This is a genomic window from Sphingomonas kaistensis (assembly GCF_011927725.1).
GTDB lineage: Bacteria > Pseudomonadota > Alphaproteobacteria > Sphingomonadales > Sphingomonadaceae > Sphingomicrobium > Sphingomicrobium kaistense.
The window spans coordinates 189,654-205,638 of sequence record NZ_JAATJC010000001.1 but is presented as its reverse complement, the minus strand read 5'-3'; the positions used below and the strand labels follow the sequence as shown (position 1 = coordinate 205,638).

14 protein-coding genes are annotated in these 15,985 nt (G+C 68.3%); 10 read left to right on the top strand and 4 right to left on the bottom strand.

From position 1 onward, the window contains the following. The first annotated feature begins 2 nt into the window (after nt 1-2). A complete protein-coding gene (locus GGQ97_RS00975; protein ID WP_168067229.1) occupies nt 3-866 on the top strand; it encodes an amidohydrolase family protein in 864 nt (287 codons plus the stop codon). Here the strand turns inward: GGQ97_RS00975 and GGQ97_RS00970 are convergent. Further along, a complete protein-coding gene (locus GGQ97_RS00970; RefSeq protein ID WP_168067228.1) occupies nt 863-1,315 on the bottom strand; it encodes a MarR family winged helix-turn-helix transcriptional regulator in 453 nt (150 codons plus the stop codon). The genes GGQ97_RS00975 and GGQ97_RS00970 overlap by 4 nt on opposite strands. A 71-nt stretch (nt 1,316-1,386) precedes the next feature. Here GGQ97_RS00970 and GGQ97_RS00965 point away from each other — a divergent pair, with 71 nt between their 5' ends. Further along, nucleotides 1,387-2,880, top strand: coding sequence for an alpha/beta hydrolase domain-containing protein (locus tag GGQ97_RS00965; protein ID WP_168067227.1), 1,494 nt, complete (start codon nt 1,387-1,389; stop codon nt 2,878-2,880). On the opposite strand, the gene GGQ97_RS00960 is transcribed toward GGQ97_RS00965, so the two are convergent. Continuing rightward, nucleotides 2,877-3,380 (bottom strand): MarR family transcriptional regulator, encoded by a 504-nt coding sequence (locus GGQ97_RS00960; protein ID WP_168067226.1) that lies wholly within the window; start codon nt 3,378-3,380, stop codon nt 2,877-2,879. The two genes, GGQ97_RS00965 and GGQ97_RS00960, sit on opposite strands and share 4 nt — an antisense overlap. 102 nt (nt 3,381-3,482) lie before the next feature. Between GGQ97_RS00960 and GGQ97_RS00955 the strand changes: the two genes are divergently transcribed. The 8 genes from GGQ97_RS00955 to GGQ97_RS00920 are packed head-to-tail and all read left to right on the top strand — an operon-like array spanning nt 3,483 to nt 13,221. Then, nucleotides 3,483-4,007, top strand: a complete 525-nt coding sequence (locus GGQ97_RS00955; protein WP_168067225.1) for a TRAP transporter small permease subunit — start codon at nt 3,483-3,485, stop codon at nt 4,005-4,007. Further along, nucleotides 3,997-5,298: a TRAP transporter large permease gene (locus GGQ97_RS00950; protein ID WP_245197789.1), complete on the top strand. Its 1,302-nt coding sequence runs from the start codon at nt 3,997-3,999 to the stop codon at nt 5,296-5,298. Before GGQ97_RS00955 ends, GGQ97_RS00950 begins: the two co-directional genes overlap by 11 nt. Next, the gene (locus GGQ97_RS00945; protein ID WP_168067224.1) at nt 5,295-6,338 is read left to right on the top strand and encodes a C4-dicarboxylate TRAP transporter substrate-binding protein; all 1,044 of its coding nucleotides are present in this window, start codon (nt 5,295-5,297) and stop codon (nt 6,336-6,338) included. Before GGQ97_RS00950 ends, GGQ97_RS00945 begins: the two co-directional genes overlap by 4 nt. Continuing rightward, nucleotides 6,335-7,525: a CaiB/BaiF CoA transferase family protein gene (locus GGQ97_RS00940; protein WP_168067223.1), complete on the top strand. Its 1,191-nt coding sequence runs from the start codon at nt 6,335-6,337 to the stop codon at nt 7,523-7,525. Before GGQ97_RS00945 ends, GGQ97_RS00940 begins: the two co-directional genes overlap by 4 nt. Continuing rightward, complete coding sequence (locus GGQ97_RS00935; protein ID WP_168067222.1) at nt 7,522-8,499, top strand: CoA transferase; 978 nt, start codon at nt 7,522-7,524, stop codon at nt 8,497-8,499. The genes GGQ97_RS00940 and GGQ97_RS00935 overlap by 4 nt, the downstream gene beginning before the upstream one ends. Next, entirely contained in the window at nt 8,496-9,662 is a 1,167-nt protein-coding gene (locus tag GGQ97_RS00930; protein WP_168067221.1) for a CaiB/BaiF CoA transferase family protein, read from the top strand. Before GGQ97_RS00935 ends, GGQ97_RS00930 begins: the two co-directional genes overlap by 4 nt. Further along, entirely contained in the window at nt 9,659-10,906 is a 1,248-nt protein-coding gene (locus tag GGQ97_RS00925; protein ID WP_209022763.1) for a CaiB/BaiF CoA transferase family protein, read from the top strand. Before GGQ97_RS00930 ends, GGQ97_RS00925 begins: the two co-directional genes overlap by 4 nt. Next, nucleotides 10,906-13,221: a 2-hydroxyacyl-CoA dehydratase family protein gene (locus tag GGQ97_RS00920; protein ID WP_209022762.1), complete on the top strand. Its 2,316-nt coding sequence runs from the start codon at nt 10,906-10,908 to the stop codon at nt 13,219-13,221. Before GGQ97_RS00925 ends, GGQ97_RS00920 begins: the two co-directional genes overlap by 1 nt. On the opposite strand, the gene GGQ97_RS00915 is transcribed toward GGQ97_RS00920, so the two are convergent. Both GGQ97_RS00915 and purU read right to left on the bottom strand, forming a co-directional pair. After that, nucleotides 13,218-14,915, bottom strand: a complete 1,698-nt coding sequence (locus GGQ97_RS00915) for a CocE/NonD family hydrolase (RefSeq protein WP_168067220.1) — start codon at nt 14,913-14,915, stop codon at nt 13,218-13,220. The genes GGQ97_RS00920 and GGQ97_RS00915 overlap by 4 nt on opposite strands. Before the next feature lie 105 nt (nt 14,916-15,020). Beyond that, the gene (gene purU, locus GGQ97_RS00910) at nt 15,021-15,866 is read right to left on the bottom strand and encodes a formyltetrahydrofolate deformylase (protein ID WP_168067219.1); all 846 of its coding nucleotides are present in this window, start codon (nt 15,864-15,866) and stop codon (nt 15,021-15,023) included. Nucleotides 15,867-15,985 lie beyond the last annotated feature (119 nt).

Here is a 15,985-nt window from a genome sequence, read left to right as displayed (position 1 = left end):
AGGTGGACGTGTCCAGGCTCAAGGCGATCGACATCCACGTCCATGCCGAAGTGTCCTGCCACGACCCCGAAGACCCTATCTTCGCCGAGTTCCTCGACGCCAGCACCCGCTATTTCAAGACCGACCGCCGCCGCCCGACCATCCCCGAAACCATCGCTCATTATCGCGAGCGCGAGGTCGGGTTCGTCATGTTCGCGGTCGACATGGAAGCGGGCACCGGCATCCGCCGGATCCGCAACGAGGAGATTGCGGAGGCCGCTGCCGCCAACAGCGACATCATGATGGCCTTCGCCTCGATCGACCCGCACAAGGGCAAGCTGGGTGTGATCGAGGCCCGCGACCTCATCGAGAAGCATGGGGTGAAGGGCTTCAAGTTCCACCCGCCGCTGCAGGGTTTCGATCCCTCCGACCGGATGGCGTGGCCGCTCTACGAGCTGATCAATCACTACAAATTGCCGGCGATCTTCCACACTGGCCATTCGGGAATGGGCACCGGCATGCCGGGCGGTGGCGGGATCCGCCTGCGCTACGGGCAGCCGATGCTGGTCGACGAGGTCGCGGTGGCCTTCCCGGAAATGAAGATCATCCTGGCCCATCCCGGCTGGCCGTGGACCGACGAAAGCCTGTCGATGGCGCTGCACAAGCCGAACGTGTTCATCGACCTGTCCGGCTGGAGCCCCAAATATTTCCCGCCGCAGATCATCCGCTACGCCAACAGCCAGCTCGGGCACAAATTCCTGTTCGGGTCCGACTTTCCGCTGATCACCCCCGACAAGTGGATCGCGGCCTATGACGAGGCGGGGTTCAAGCCCGAGCTTCGCGACCGGATCCTCAAGGGCAATGCGGCGACTCTGCTCGGCCTCTAGTCGACCGCGGGCTCGTGCCGTTCGATCCGCCCGAGCAGGTCGAGCAGGATGCGGGATTCGTCAGCGGTGAAGCCCGCCAGCAGCTGCTGTTCGTGCAGTTCGATCCGGACCAGCGCATCCTTGAGAGCGGCGCCGCCACGGCGACTGACCTTGAGGGTGAAGGCGCGGCGATCGCTCGCATCGACCTCGCGATCGACCAGTCCGGCATCGATCAGTTCGTTGATCAGCGACACCATGTTGGCGCGCTTGATCCCGAGCAGCCGGCCGACCGACCCCTGGTTGATCCCTGGATTGGCCGACACCACCGCCAGGATCCCGAGCAGCACCTGGCGCAGCCCAGTCCCCTCCATCGCCCGCGCGAAGTCCGCGGCGAACACCGACGAGGCGCGCCGGAGATGATAGCCGGTGAGTTGGCTGAGGGGTCCGTGAGGATTGTGGTTTGCTGCCATGTGCTGCGGGAAGCCATTTTTTGCGCAAACGGTCAAATCGAATGTGACAGGATGGCGAGGATCGGTTCCCGATGAGATGGCTCATTCCCGCCCTGATGTGGCTTTCGGCCCTCGTCGCGCTCGCCCCGGGAAGGGCGGAGGCGGCGGAGGTCCGGCGCGCGCCCGCGCCGACTGCTTCCTCCCCGATGTGGCTCGATCCGGCCGAGCCGGGCTCCACCGCCGACGCCGCGCTGCGCCGGGCAGGCTATGTCCGCGAGGAGTGGTTCCAGTCGGGCGTCGCCAATGTCTATGGCGACGGGCTTGCGGTGGTGCAGCGCGGCGTTCCGTACGTCACTCGCTTGATCGTGATCCGTCCGCGCGACCCGCGGCGTTTCAGCGGTACGGTGCAGCTCAACCCGGCGCATCCGTTCCGCGGCAACGACAATTGGCAGACCCTCGCGCCCTATGTGCTGGAACGCGGCGACGCGTTCGTGTCGGTGATGAGCGGCGCGGACGAGAATACGCGGCGGGCGAGGCCCGGGCCGGTTCCCGTGATGGCGCCGCTGACGCTGCGCTGGTTCAACCCGGAACGCTACGCCCCGCTTCGCTGGCCGGCGGAGGAGGATGGCATCCGCTGGGACGTGCTGACCGACAGCGCCCGGCTGCTGCGCGATCCGGCCGGGCCGCTGAGGGGCCTCGCGGTGCGGCGGGTGTTCTCGTCGGGCTGGTCGTTCACCGGCAGCCTGCTTCGCACCTTCATCAACGAGGGCTTTCACGATCGCGCCCGAACGGCCTCGGGCCGACCGCTGATCGACGGCTACCTGATCGGGATCTCGGGCTTCAGTTTCCGCTCGGGCTATCTCCCACTCAACGGGCGCTTGCCGATGCCGGGGGTGGACGATCCGCGGCGGCCCAACCGCCCCGTCGACGTGCCCGTGATCGAACTGCAGAGCGAGAATGAGGCGATCACCAACCGCGAACCGCAGACCCCCGATCGCGACCGAAGCCCCGGGGCGCACCGCCTGTACGAGCTGCCCGGCACCACCCACGGCTCGGGCGGGCTCCGCACTTTTCTTGCCGAGCGGCAGATCGCGTGGCGGCTGAAACAGCCGTTCGCGCCACCCGTCGACGCCTGCCCGTATCAGCCGAGCGATATCGACATTGCGGCCTTTGCCCGGGCCGCCCACGCCAATCTCGAGCGCTGGGTGCGGGAGGGCGTTCCGCCGCCGCGCGCCGCCCGGCTCCGGCATCGCGAACTGGTTCAGGTCCGCGACTCCAACGGCAACACGTTGGGCGGCATCCGCCCCGCCCAGATCGCCGTTCCGCTCGCCCGCTACGGCAAGGCGCCGGAAGGATCGAACTGCGACCAGGCGGCGCCGGGTATCGGCAGCCCGGCCATCCCGATGCGCCGCGTGCCACTGTCACGCGAGCGGTTGCGGCAACTCTATCCCGGCGGCGCGACGGACTATCTGCGCCGCTTCGACGCGGCGGTCGACGGGCTGGTCCGGGCCGGGTGGCTGCGGTCGCCCGAGGCGCGCGTGCAGAAAGCCGAAGCGCGGCGGCAGGCGGCGAGCGCTTTTCGCTAGCGGTGGAAGACGCCGTACATGCGGTCGAGCGCAGCGTCGAACATCGGCCGCTCGTCGGCATCGAGCTGGGCCAGCACCTTGGCCTCCACATCGACCATGATCGCGAACAGTTCGTCGAGCGTCTTCTCGCCGCCCGGCAGGATGGTCAGCGAATGGCGGCGGCGATCGACCGTGGAGCGCTCGCGCTTCGCCCAGCCGCGCTTCTCGAGCTCGTCGACGATCTGCACCGTGATCGACTTGTCGAGACCGACCGTGCTCGACAGTTCCTGCTGCGAGATGCCGGGATTGGCCTCGATCAGCGCAAGCGAGGAGAACAGTCCCGAGCGGATGCCGTAGTGAGTGGTCGCCGCGGCAAACAGGGCGGACAATTGGTTCTGGACGCGGCGCATGCGAAAGCCGACATAATTGCCGAGCCGCCCGAGCTTGATCCCGGTCGCCCCATCGCCGTCGGACGGCCTTCCCGCGGTGCGGGCCACCCGCCTCTTTTCGTCAGTTTTCACGAGAAGACCCTGTTGACAGATGGTTGATAATTTCTACGGTTTTGCCTGAGCGATCACTAAAGTGGTCGAACGAGTGCCTGTCAATCGGGGGAGGACGATCGCGTGGCGGAGGAGATGGCGACCTCGACCGACTCGAGTGACGGCGACGCTCCGGCGCCGGTCACGGGCGGACCGGTCGCCAGGATCGCGTTCGTGGTCGGATGCTGCGGCCTCCTGCTGGCGACGGCAGCCGATTCCATCGCGGTGCTTGGCCGCCATGCCGGCTTCCAGTTGCTCGGCGCGATCGAGGTGGTTCAGGCGGCCATCGTCCTGATCGCCGCTTCCTCGCTGGTCAGCGTGACCCTGGCGCGGGGGCATGCCGGGGTCCATATCCTGACCGAGCGGCTGAAACCCGAACCGCGCCGGCGACTGGCGATTGCCGCCGACATCGCCGCCTCCCTTACCGTGCTGGTGCTGGTGATCGGCTCGACGATGATCCTTGCCGACCTGTGGAACGGGTTCGAGCGCTCGGAGCTGCTCCACATCCCCCTGCGGTTGCTGCGCCTACTGATGACGCTGGCGCTCGTGGTGGTCGCGATCGCCTTCCTTCGCCAGGCCTGGCGGGCGTGGAGGCGACATGACGCCTGAGCTTGTCGGCCTCATTGGAATCATCGCCCTGCTGGCGATGCTGACGCTGGGCGTGCCGATCGGCATCAGCCTGGCACTCGCCGGCATCGGCGGCCTTGCCGTCATGCTCTCGCCCGAGGCGGCGGTCGCCAAGGCGGGCGTGGTCATCTTCGAGGTGGCGACCAAATATGAGCTGGGGGTGCTGCCCCTGTTCCTGCTGATGGCACACCTGTGCTTCGCGGCCGGGGCCAGCCGCGACTTCTTCGATGTCGCCGCGCGCTTCGTCGGCCATCGCCGTGGCGGCCTCGGCCTCGCCTCCATCGCCGGGTGCGCGGGCTTCGGATCGATCAGCGGGTCGAGCCTTGCCACGGTGGCCACCGTCGGTTCGGCCGCGCTCCCGGAAATGCGCCGTGCCGGCTACCAGCCGGGGTTCGCCGCTGGTGCGCTGGCCGCGGGCGGCACCCTTGGGGCGCTGATCCCGCCATCCGGCGCGCTGATCGTGTTCGGGATCATCGCCGAGCAATCGATCGGCAAACTGTTCATCGCTGCGGTCATTCCGGGCCTCAGCCAGGCGCTGTTCTACATGGTCGCGATCGCCATCATGTGCTGGTTCAAGCCCGAGCTTGGGCCGCCGTCCGAGCGCGTGCCGTGGCGCGAGCGGATGCGGGCGCTGCTGGGCGTCATCGACGTGTTGTTGCTGGTGGTGTTTGTCATCGGCGGGCTGATGATCGGCTGGTTCACCCCGACCGAAGCGGCCTCGGTCGGCGTGATCTGCTCCTTCCTGCTGTGCGCCTTCCGCGGCGCCTTCAACCGCGCCGCGATCGGCGATGCGTTCGCCAAGACGTTGTCGACCACGGGCATGATCTACCTGATCATCTTCGGCGCGATCCTGTTCGCGACGTTCGTCAGCGTCACCGGCCTCGCCGACCTTATGAGCCAGACCGTCCGCGACCTCCACGCCAGCCCGGTCGTCGCGATCATCGCCATGGCGCTTATCCTGCTGCTGCTCGGCTCCTTCCTCGACGGGCTGGCGCTGATGCTGCTGACCACGCCGATCTTCCTGCCGATCGCGGTCGAGCTTGGGTACAGCCCGATCTGGTTCGGCATCTTCCTCGTCCGGACGATGGAGATCGGCTTCGTCCACCCGCCGCTCGGGCTCAACGTCTATGTCATCCAGTCGATCGGAAAGGACATTCCGCTGGGCGCCATCTTCCGCGGCATCGTGCCCTTCCTGGTCGCCGATTTCTTCCACCTCGCGATGCTGATCGCTTTTCCGATCGTCACCCTGTGGCTGCCCAAGGTGCTGGCATGAGAAAGCTTCTGGGCCTGCTTGCGGCGATATTGCTGCTCGGTGGCTGCAACGCCGAGAAGCCCGCGCCCGGCACCCATGTCCTGACCTACGCCAGCCCCTATCCGCCGACGCATCCGTTCGGATTGGCCGATCAGGAATGGATGAAGTGGGTGACGCAGCGCAGCGGCGGGCGGATCGCGTTCAAGCCCTATTGGTCGGGCGCCCTGCTGTCGTCGGACATGAGCATGGAGGAGATCCGCCACGGCATCGCCGACATCGGCCTCATCACCCCCATCTACTCGCGCGGCGGTGCGCACCTGCTGCGCGGGCAGGCGGCCTTTTACGGCGGGGTCAAGGACATTCCCGATCAGGTCACGGTCTACGATTGCCTCGCCGCCCGCTTCCCGGCGTTCGGGCACGAGCTGGAAGGGCTTCACGTGCTGGCGGTGCAGGGCGGCAATTTCCCCGGCGTGCTGACTCGCAACCGTCCGGTCCGCACCCTCGCCGACCTGCGCGGCCTTCGCCTACGCGCCCAGACCGATGCCATCGACGTGCTGAAGCAGCTTGGCGCGGACCCGGTGAACATGCCGATGGGCGAGGTCTATTCCGCGCTCGCCAAGGGCGTGATCGACGGGGTAGTGGCGCCGGCCGACACTATCCGCAGCCTGCACTTCGCCGAGGTCGCGAAGCACTTCACCACCATCCGCTTCAGCCGGGGTGCCTACCCCGCCCGGGCGATGTCGGACCGGGCGTGGAAGCGGCTTTCGCCCGACCTCCAGCAGATCATGATCGAGGGCAAGCCGCGCTGGGAAGCCGCTTTGAACCGCGAGTTGCTCAAGGCCGAGGCGGCGGGAATCAAATATGGCAAGGAGGAGGGGATCAGCTTCTCCGATCTCACTCCCGCCGAGCAGCAGCGCTTCGACCAGCTCTACAATCAGGACGCCCGCGACCAGGCGGTCCGGCTGAAGTCGGTCGGCGTCGATGCGCTTCCGATCTACGAGGAAGCGCAGCGCCTGCTGGCCCAGCCGCAGGTTCAATGCGCGAAGGGGCCGACGCCATGACGCTTCCGCTGGCCGGGGTGAAGGTCGCCGACTTCTCCTGGGTCGGGGCGGGTCCGCGCGCGACCAAGGATCTCGCCGACCTCGGCGCCACCGTGATCAAGATCGAATCGCGCAAGCGGCTCGATCTCGGGCGGCTGAGCGGACCGTTCGCCGGCGGCGGGCGCGATCCCGATGCGTCGACCTTTTTCGCGATCACCAACACGAGCAAGATGGGCGTCACCATCAACCTTGGCGACCCGCGCGGGGTGGCGGTGGCGAAGAAGCTGGTCGCCTGGGCGGACATCGTGGTCGAGAATTTCAGCCACGGCTACATGGACCGCGTGGGCCTGTCCTTCGCCGAGCTGCAGCGCATCAAGCCCGATATCATTCAGGTAAGCGTCAGCGTCGCCGGGCGGGCCGGGCCGCTCGGGACCATGCGCGGTTACGGCAATTCGGCCGGCGCGCTGTCGGGCATGGCGGCGCTCTCCGGGTGGGAAGATCGCGGTCCGCACATGCCGCCCTTCGCCTATGGCGACGTGGTGGCGCCGATGTTCGCGACGGTGGCGATGCTGGCCGCGCTCGAGCATCGGGCGAGGACCGGCGAGGGACAGCATATCGACATCAGCCAGGTCGAACCGCTGGTGCACGTCATGGCCGACCAGTTCGCGGCGCTGCAACAGGGTCGCGGCGGCAAGCCGGCCAACCGCTCGGCGACCATGGCCCCGCATGGCGCATTTCCGGCACGCGGCTCCGACCAGTGGATCGCAACTGCTGTGCGAGACGATGCGGAGTGGGCGCGGCTGGCGGAGATGAGCGGCATCGACGATCCGCGCTTCGCGACGCTCGCGGGTCGCAAGGAGCATGAGGAGGCGTTGGAGAAGGCGCTCGGCCGCTGGACCGTGCTGCACGACGCGCACATCCTCGCCGATCGCCTCGCCGCTGCCGGCATCCCCGCCGAGGCGGTGGCCGACGGCCGCGACGTCTACACCGATCCCGAACTGGTCGAGCGCGGCCATTTCCGGACCATCACCCACGACAAGCTCGGCACCTGCGACATGCCGGCGCCGCCGCTGCGGTTTTCCGGTAGCGAAGTACGGGTCGGACCGCCGCCCAACCTTGGCCAGCATAACCGCGCGATATTCGTCGACCTGCTTGGACTGCCGGAAGCGGAGGTCGAGGAATTGATCGCGGCCGGGGCGCTGGCATGAGAGGGATTCTGGCCCACCTGCTGGTGATCGATCTCACCGAGGAACTCGGCGCCATCGCCGGGCGGATGCTGGCCGAGCTCGGCGCCGAGGTGCGGCGCGCGTCTCCCGGGGAGCTGGCCTGGAACCACGGCAAGCAGCCGCTCGGTCCGGGCGAGGCCGAGGCGCTGCTCGGCGAGGCCGACATCGTGCTGCGCGGGCCCGGCCTCGACCACGACACGCTGACCGCGGCCAACCCCGCGCTGATCGACGTCGTGATCGCGCCGTTCCTGCCGGGCGGGCTCAATGGCGACAGGCCGGAAACCGACCTCACGCTGATGGCCCGGTCGGGCCTGATGGCCATCGTCGGCGATCCCGATCGCGCGCCCCTGACCCTGCCCGGGCAGCAGGCTTATGCCCTGGCCGGGATCCAGGCGGTGATCGGTGCCCTGACCGCCTTGCGGGCGCGGGCGGAGAGCGGGCGCGGGCAGCTGGTCGAGGTCTCGGCCTATCAATCGGCGGTGCTGGCCAATTATCGCGAGCCGCTGACCTGGGGCTGGACCGGCCGGATCGGCAAGCGCACCGGCAACCTCCTGATCCGCGGCAAGTCGGGTGTGCGGCAGGTGTGGCCGTGCAAGGACGGCTGGGTGACCTGGGCGCTGGTCGACAATCCACCGATGATGCGCGCGATGGTCGGCCTGCTGGGCGACCGCGCCGGGCCGCTGGCCGAGGTCAACTGGGACACGGTGCTGGTCGCCGACGTCGCGCGCGAAACCCTGGTCGAGTGGGAAGAGATCGTCGCCGGCTTCTTCCAGTCCCGCACCCGTGCCGAGCTTGGCGAACTTTCCGCGCGGAAGGGCCTCGGCCTGTCCTACATCGACACCCCCGAGGACGCGCTTGCAAGCGACCATCTCGCTGCCCGCGGCCTGTGGCGCGAGGTCGACGGCGTGAAGCTGCCCGGGCCCTTGTGGCTGTCGTCGCTGGATGCCCGGCCATGACCGCGCTCGGCGGCATCCGCATCATCGACTTCAGCAAGTTCCTGCCGGGGCCCTATTGCACCTGGCTGCTGGCCGAGATGGGGGCCGAGGTGATCCGCATCGAGAACCCGCGCGAGCTTGCCAAGCAGCGCAAGGTGTTCGGCTGGGACCGATTGTCCGAGGAAGAAAACGCCCGGCTGCGCGCGCAGGACATCTTCGCCCGCGGCAAGAAAAGCGTTCTGATCGATCCCGGCTCGGACGGCGGACGCGAGGCGATCCATCGCCTGATTGCCGCCGCCGACGTGCTGGTCGAGGATTACCGCCCGGGCGTGATGGCCGCGATGGGCTATGGCGCCGGGGAGATGGCGGCGCTCAACCCGGGCCTCGTTTATTGTTCGATCTCGCTGTGCGGCCAGACCGGGCCCTACGCTCGCCGCCCCGGCCACGACCCGGTCGCGCTGGCCATTTCGGGGGCGCTGTCGCGGATCGGCGACGATCCCGAGCGGCCGTCGTTTCCCGGCGTTCCGGTTGCCGACCTGCTGAGCGGATCGAACGGGGCGATCGCCATCCTCGGCGCGCTGCTGGCGCGGGCCGGCTCGGGCAAGGGCCAGCGGCTCGACATCGCGATGAGCGACGCTTCCTTGCCGCTGGTCGCCAACGTCGTCTCGCGCAATCCCGATCTCGCCACGGCGCCGCCCAAGGGCATGCACCGCGCCGACAGCGGGATCTGGCGCACGGCCGATGGCCTCTATCTCGTCACCACCGACATGGAGCCGCGCTACTGGAGGCTGTTCGTGGAGGCGATCGGCCTGCCCGAGCTGGCCGAGCGCCAGATGGAGCGGACGGCCTGGCCGGAGATGAAGCAGCGCATCGCCGAGGTGATGGCGACCCGGACGCGCGCCGACTGGCTCGCCATTCTAGCCGCCGCCGACACCCAATATGCTCCGGTCCTGACCATCGCCGAAGCGCTCGACGATCCGCACAACCGGGCGCGGGGCATGGCGGTGGAGGTCGCGCTTCCGGGCGGCGGGACGGCGCTGCAGATCGGCAGTCCGGTCCGCCTCGAAGGCCAGCAGCCGGCCGGCACCGCAGCCTCCCCGCCCGGCGCCGACACCCACGAAATCCTGTCCGGCCTCGGCCTTACCGACGACCAGATCAACGCGCTCAAAGGAACCATCGCTTGACCGAGCATAGCCGCGAACGCCCGCTCGACGGGCTGCGAGTCATCGATCTCACCCGCGCGCTGGCGGGTCCTTATGCGACCCTGCTGCTGGCCGGGCTGGGCGCGGAGGTGATCAAGGTCGAGGACCCGCGCGGCGGCGACCTGGCGCGCGACAACAGCCCTTATGTCGGACGTGACGGGATCACGGTCGAAAAAACCCACGACGATGACATCTCGATCTCGCACCTGACCCGCGCTCGCGGCAAGCTGGGCATGTCGCTCAATCTCAAGGCACCGGACGCGGCGGCGGTGTTCTCCGACCTCGTCCGCACCGCCGATATCGTGGTCGAGAATTTCACCGCCGGCACCGCCGACCGGCTCGGCATCGGCTACGAGGTGGCCAAGGCTGCCAACCCGCGCATCATCTACTGCTCGCTGTCGGGCTTCGGCGCGACCGCGCCCGAGGGCGGCAAGGCGATGGACATCATCATCCAGGCGCTGTCGGGCGCGATGTACGCCAGCGGCGGCGCGAACGAACCGCCGGTCCGCATTGGCATTCCGATCGCCGACATGCTTGCCCCGGTGTTCTCGGTGATCGGAATCCTTTCCGCGCTGGAGCAGCGCCATCGCACCGGCCTTGGCCAGCATATCGACGTGTCGATGCTCGGCGCGCTGACCAGCTTCGTCGCGATCGAGAACTGGTCGGCGATGGCTGCGGCGGGGATGCAGGCGCGGACCGGGCTGACGGTCCAGCGCCTGTCGCCGTTCGGGGTGTTCGAATGCGCCGACGGCTATATCGCGCTGGTCGCGGTGCACGAAAAACTGGCGCGCGGCCTGTTCCGCGCGATGGGCCAGCCGCAGCTGGGCGACGACGCTCGCTTCGCTTCCCGCGACACCCGCGTCGCCAATGCCGCCGAGTTAGAGCGACAGATCAATGCCTGGTCTAGCGGCCTCACCGTCAAGCAGGCGGTCGCGTTGCTGGAAGCCGAGGGCGTTCCGGTCGCACCGGTCCGTCATCCCGACGAGGCGCTTCAGGATCCCCGCGTGATTGCGCGCCACGAGGCGGTGCCGGTCGCGCACCCGGCTTATGAAAACAACGATAACCTCAGGACCGCAGGCATCCCGATCACTTTCTCCGATGCCGACACCGGCTTCGACGACGTGCTGCCGATCCACGTCGGGGAACATAACGACCGGGTGCTGGCGCAAACGCTCGGCTATTCGGAAGCGCGCATCGCGGAGCTTCGCGCCAAGGGCGTGATCTGATGGACGACGCGCTTGCCCGGCTGGTCCACGCCTGCGACCATCCTGGCGAGGTTGCGGACGAACTGCGGGGGCAGGGCCGCCGGGTGATCCGCGTCGTTGGCCAGGATGCGCCCTACGCCCTGCTTCGCGCCCATGGCCTTGCGCCGGTGCGGATGGTGCCCCGCCCGGGTCCGACCCCCGATGCCGATGCGCTGGCGGGTGCCGGCCTGCTGTCGCAGCGCGGCCAGTCGCTATTGCAGCAGATCGCCGCTGATACCTCGGGCGATCCGATTCTGTTCACCCGCGCCGATAGCGACCTGCCGCAGATCTTCGCCGCGGTGCGCGAACTGGTTCGCATGGGCGACCTGCCGCCGCGCCCGATCCACCTGCTCGACCTCCTGCACCTGCCAAGGCCATCGAGCCGTCACTACAATGAGCAACGCTTGGCGCAGCTGGTCGAATGGCTGGAGGAGCTTGGCGGGCCGGCCGGGGAGGGGGCACTGGCCCGCGAGGCAGCGCTCGAACGCGCGCGCGTGGCGCAGGTCGCGCCGCTGGCCGGCGTCGCCCGCATCGCCGCCATTGGTGCCGCCTGCGCGCTGGAGCCGGTCAGCTGGACCCAATTGGTCGCAGCCTTGCCCGACGCGCATCCCAACGGCCGGCGGACCTTCGTGCTGGGCTCGCCGCAGTTCTCGACCGCCCGCCAGCGCGAGCTCGAACAGCAGCACTATGTGGCGGGCGCCGACGACCAGGATTGGGGCGACCCGCTGCTCGCCGCCTGGGCGACCAGTCCGGACACGCCGGCGGGCCTCGCCGATCCGGAGCGCCTCGCGCCGCGCATGCTGTTGCCCGCGGCCCAGCGCCTGGAGGCGATCACCGGGCGAATGGCCGAATTGCAGCTCGATCACGCCTTGATCGTGCAGAGCCGCGGCGAGGAAGCGACCGCTTGGGACTCCGGCTTCCTGCGCGACGGCCTCAAGGCAGCCGGACACAGGGTCGACGTGATCGGAAGCTTCTCGGAAGCGCCACCGCCGGCCACGGACGCCGCCCGACCCCCGCGCGCCGCCGGCCAGCGCAGCCGCAAGTCGCTGGCCTCGATCGCCAGCTTCGGAAGCTTCCAGAGGGGCTGGTTCCAGGGCATCCGCGAGGCGGTGGCGCGCGGCGAAAAGCTGGCGGTGGTCAACGCCAACTCGCCCCAGGAAGTGCTTCGGGCGATGAACATCCCATTCGTGGTCAACCAGTGGTGGGCCTCGATCGTCGCCGCCAAGCAGCAGTCGGGGCGCTATTTCCACCTGTTACAGGAGCATGGCTACCCGAGCGAGGTCGAGGCCTATAGCGCGCAAGGGATAGCCTCGGCCTTTGACGAGAGCGAGGCCGATGCGCCGTGGGGCGGGCTTCCGCGGCCGGCCTTCGTGCAGGCGGTTCTGGGCACCGACGCGACGCCGCGCATCTACGACCATTGGGCGCGCGAGACGGGCGCCGACCTGTTCCTGTTCGAACGCAGCGCCGAGACCCGGCTCGAATTTCCGATCGACTGGTGGGACAGCCTGCTTGATCGCTGGGAGGAGACGCTGGAGCCCGAGCGGCTCGACCTGATGACCGCCGAGCTTCACGCGCTGATCGAGCGGCTCGAACGGGCAAGCGGCCATCGCTTCGACCCGGCGCGCTTTGCCGCGATCATGGAGCTGGTGAACGAGCAGGAGGATTATTACCGCCGCACCCGCGACCTCATCGCCTCGGCGCCAAGGGCCCCGGTGTCGATCAGCGACACCATGCCCGCGACCATGGTCCCGCAGTGGCATCGCGGGACCGAATGGGCGCGCGATGCCGCCAGGGCCTTTTACGAGGAAGTGGCGGCCCGCGACGCGGCGGGGGAGGTGGCCTGCGCCGACGAAAAGCTGCGGCTGATGTGGATCGGCCGCGGCATGTGGAGCGACATGGGCTTCTACCAGCGCTGGGAGGAAAGCCACGGCGCGGTCTTCGTCTGGTCGATGTATCTCGCGCTCGCCGCTGACGGCTATATCCGACGCACCGCGCCCGGGCAGGAGCCGATGCGCGCGCTGGCGGCGCGGTTCGTGACGATGGGCGATGAACTGCGGATGCCGACCTGGGCCGGGGCGTGGCACGTCAAGGAAGCCGAAACCCACCGGGTCGACGGCGCGATCGCCTTGTCCGACGCCGACCCGTTCGTGCTCCGCGCGCTGCGCCGGGCGGGGGTGCCGGTGCTTTCGCTCGACCTCGACAATTACAATCAGGAAAGCAGCGACGCGGCCGAAGTCGACGCCCGGATCGTCGCCTTCCTCGAGGGCGAGGTCACCCGCTTCCGCGCGCGCCGCTAGTTGTTGGGGACGATCGGAAGCAGCAGCCGCGAGGGGTGCGCTGCGTCGCGCAGGACCGTGATGGTCGGGGCCTTTCCGCGATTGGCGGACAGCGCCTGATAATCCTTGCCGATGGTGGTCGCGATGCTCAGCCGCAGGCGGTGCCCGCGCTTGAACACGTAGGAGATGGGGTAGAATTCGAACGCCGCCTCGACCACCTCGCCGGGCTTCAGCGGCTGTTGGTCAGAGCCATAGTTCGGCTTCCAATATTGGATCGAGTTGGGAAAGGGCGCGGTGGTGATCCGCCGCGACGCGACCCGCAGCCGGCCATCGGTGACGTAGGTCGAGCGCCCGTCCGGGCTGACATCCTGCAGCACGGCGAACAGATTGACGTCGGGCGTGTCGGACCCCAGCCACAGGCGCAGGGCCGGGGTGCCGGTGATCCGCGTATCGGCGGGAAGCGGGCTGCTCTGGTGGCCGAGCATCCTGGCATCGGTCGCGGCCATGTCGCCGCCCCACCAGTGGCTGAGCGGTTCGTAGCGGCCCTCGAACCAGGTGGCGGCCTGCTCGGCATAGGAGGCGGGCGGTGCCGCAGGGACCGGCGTGCGCGACAGGCCGGCCGGCGACAGGTAGAAACTGGTCTGTCCCTCGCTCACTGATGGCCAGCTTGCGCGCCAGCCCCATTCCCGGCCCTTGGGCGCATTCATCGTGTAATAGGTGATCCCCGGCCTGTCGGCGCCGTTCGCCACGCCCTTGGCATAATGGTCGAACCAGCGGCCGGTCTCCTCGAGGAGGTCGCGGGCGGCGTTGGGGAAGGTGGCGCCCGCAGGCAGGCCATTGCCGTGGACCCACGGACCCATGATCACCTTGCCGCCCCACAAGCGCTGGCCCTGCATCTGGCCCAGCACCGCGGCGTCGTACCAGCCGCCGATCTGCAGCATCGGAATCCCGGAATCGCGGACCGCCTGCCACTGGGTGATGCTGCTGTCGGCAAGGCCGGGCCGGGTGCCGGTCACGGGGTTGAGGCCGTCGCGCGTCATCGTCCGCCAATATTGTCCCAGCATCGGAGCGTTGCAGCCGCGCGTCTTCTGCGCCGCCTTGAGCAAGGCTCCGTCACGGTCGTCGGCCACCGGACGGGCCGGAAAACGCTCAGGCGCCGCCTGGCGGCACTCCCCGGAGAAAGGCGCGGTGCCGGCCGGGAACATCGGCACGCCATTGGTCATCACCCCATGATCGAAAAACTGCGGACTCGCGCAGGAGGGTGCAATGGCGACCAGATGGCGCGGCTTCAGCGTCGCGACCAGATATTGCCAGGCACCCTGGTTGGAACAGCCCCACGACACCACCCGGCCATTGCTGAACGGCTGCGCGCCGGCCCACTCGATCACCGTCTTGGCGTCCTCGGCATCGAAGGCGTTGACGAAGCCCTTCTGTATTCCGAACGACGCCCCGACCCCGCGCCGGTCCTGCGCAACGATGACATAGCCCCGGTTGAGGAAGAAGCGCCGCGCGGCCGCGACCCGCTCCGATCCTTCCTGGCCGCGATCCTGGGTGACGATCACCGGCAGCAGGGCCGTGATGACCTGCCCCGCCTGCGCCGGGCGAAGGATGGTGATGGCGATCCGGGTGCCGTCGAAGCTTTCGAGGTAGCGCGAGGTTTCAACCACCGGGACATCGCTCTGCGCCGAGGCCGGGGCGGCAGCCCCCAGAGCCATGACGGCAAGGGAGAGCCCAGGCACCGATCGCAACATCGTCATTCTCCCGCAGCAATTTGTCATTCAGCATAGCAACCGCCGGGATGACTGCAAGCGCTTGCAGGCCTAACGGAAGACGACGGTGCGGGACCCGTTCACGAGGACCCGGTCCTCGAGATGGAAGCGGACTGCGGTGGCAAGGACGCGACGTTCGATGTCGCGGCCCTTGCGGACCAGGTCGGCAGGCGTGTCGGCGTGGCTGATCTGCTCGACGTCCTGGGCGATGATCGGGCCTTCATCGAGGTCGGCGGTGACATAATGGGCAGTCGCGCCGATCATCTTCACCCCCCGCTCGTGCGCCTGGTGATAGGGCTTGGCGCCCTTGAAGCCCGGCAGGAAGCTGTGGTGAATGTTGATGCAGCGTCCGGCCAGCCAGGCGGAGAATTCGTCGGACAGGATCTGCATGTAGCGGGCAAGCACCACCAGCTCGGCGCCGCCGTCCTCCGCGATCTTGCGCACCGCGGCTTCCTGTTCGGCCTTGGTCGCTGCCGTGACAGGCAGGTGGTGATAGGGGATGTCGCCGATCAGCGAAGTGGTCAGCACCTCGCGCGGGTGGTTGCCGATGATCGCGACGACCTCCATCGGCAGCTCCCCGAGCCGGTAGCGATACAACAGGTCGCCGAGGCAATGGTCGAACTTGGACACCATCAGCAGGACCTTGCGCGGCTGGTCGACCGAGCGGATCCGCCAATCGAAGCCGAACTCGTCCGCGATGGGCTGCAGGCCGGCCTGCCACGCCGCGACGTCGCGCTCGGTGTCGAATAGGATGCGCATGAAGAAGCGGTCGTTCGACTGGTCGTTGAACTGCTGCGCCTCGACCACGTTGCCGCCGTCGGCGAACAAGCGCTGGCTGACAGCCGCCACGATGCCCGGACGGTCCTGGCAGGACAATGTCAGCACCATTCGTCCCATGCCGCTTCTCCCTTAATCTGCTCCACAAGTGTAAGCGTGCACAAAACGTTTGTGCAACATACAATATCAGCCGTGCTTGAACCTTCCGGTTTCTTGGGCAACAGCAAGTGGCAACGTGG

Excerpts from the sequence above, each read along its gene's own strand:
- GGQ97_RS00970 (WP_168067228.1), bottom strand. The coding sequence starts at position 1,315 with ATGGCAGCAAACCACAATCCTCACGGACCCCTCAGCCAACTCACCGGC.
- GGQ97_RS00965 (WP_168067227.1), top strand. The coding sequence starts at position 1,387 with ATGAGATGGCTCATTCCCGCCCTGATGTGGCTTTCGGCCCTCGTCGCG.
- GGQ97_RS00950 (WP_245197789.1), top strand. The coding sequence starts at position 3,997 with ATGACGCCTGAGCTTGTCGGCCTCATTGGAATCATCGCCCTGCTGGCG.
- GGQ97_RS00945 (WP_168067224.1), top strand. The coding sequence starts at position 5,295 with ATGAGAAAGCTTCTGGGCCTGCTTGCGGCGATATTGCTGCTCGGTGGC.
- GGQ97_RS00940 (WP_168067223.1), top strand. The coding sequence starts at position 6,335 with ATGACGCTTCCGCTGGCCGGGGTGAAGGTCGCCGACTTCTCCTGGGTC.
- GGQ97_RS00935 (WP_168067222.1), top strand. The coding sequence starts at position 7,522 with ATGAGAGGGATTCTGGCCCACCTGCTGGTGATCGATCTCACCGAGGAA.
- GGQ97_RS00930 (WP_168067221.1), top strand. The coding sequence starts at position 8,496 with ATGACCGCGCTCGGCGGCATCCGCATCATCGACTTCAGCAAGTTCCTG.
- GGQ97_RS00920 (WP_209022762.1), top strand. The coding sequence starts at position 10,906 with ATGGACGACGCGCTTGCCCGGCTGGTCCACGCCTGCGACCATCCTGGC.
- GGQ97_RS00915 (WP_168067220.1), bottom strand. The coding sequence starts at position 14,915 with ATGGCTCTGGGGGCTGCCGCCCCGGCCTCGGCGCAGAGCGATGTCCCG.
- purU (WP_168067219.1), bottom strand. The coding sequence starts at position 15,866 with ATGGGACGAATGGTGCTGACATTGTCCTGCCAGGACCGTCCGGGCATC.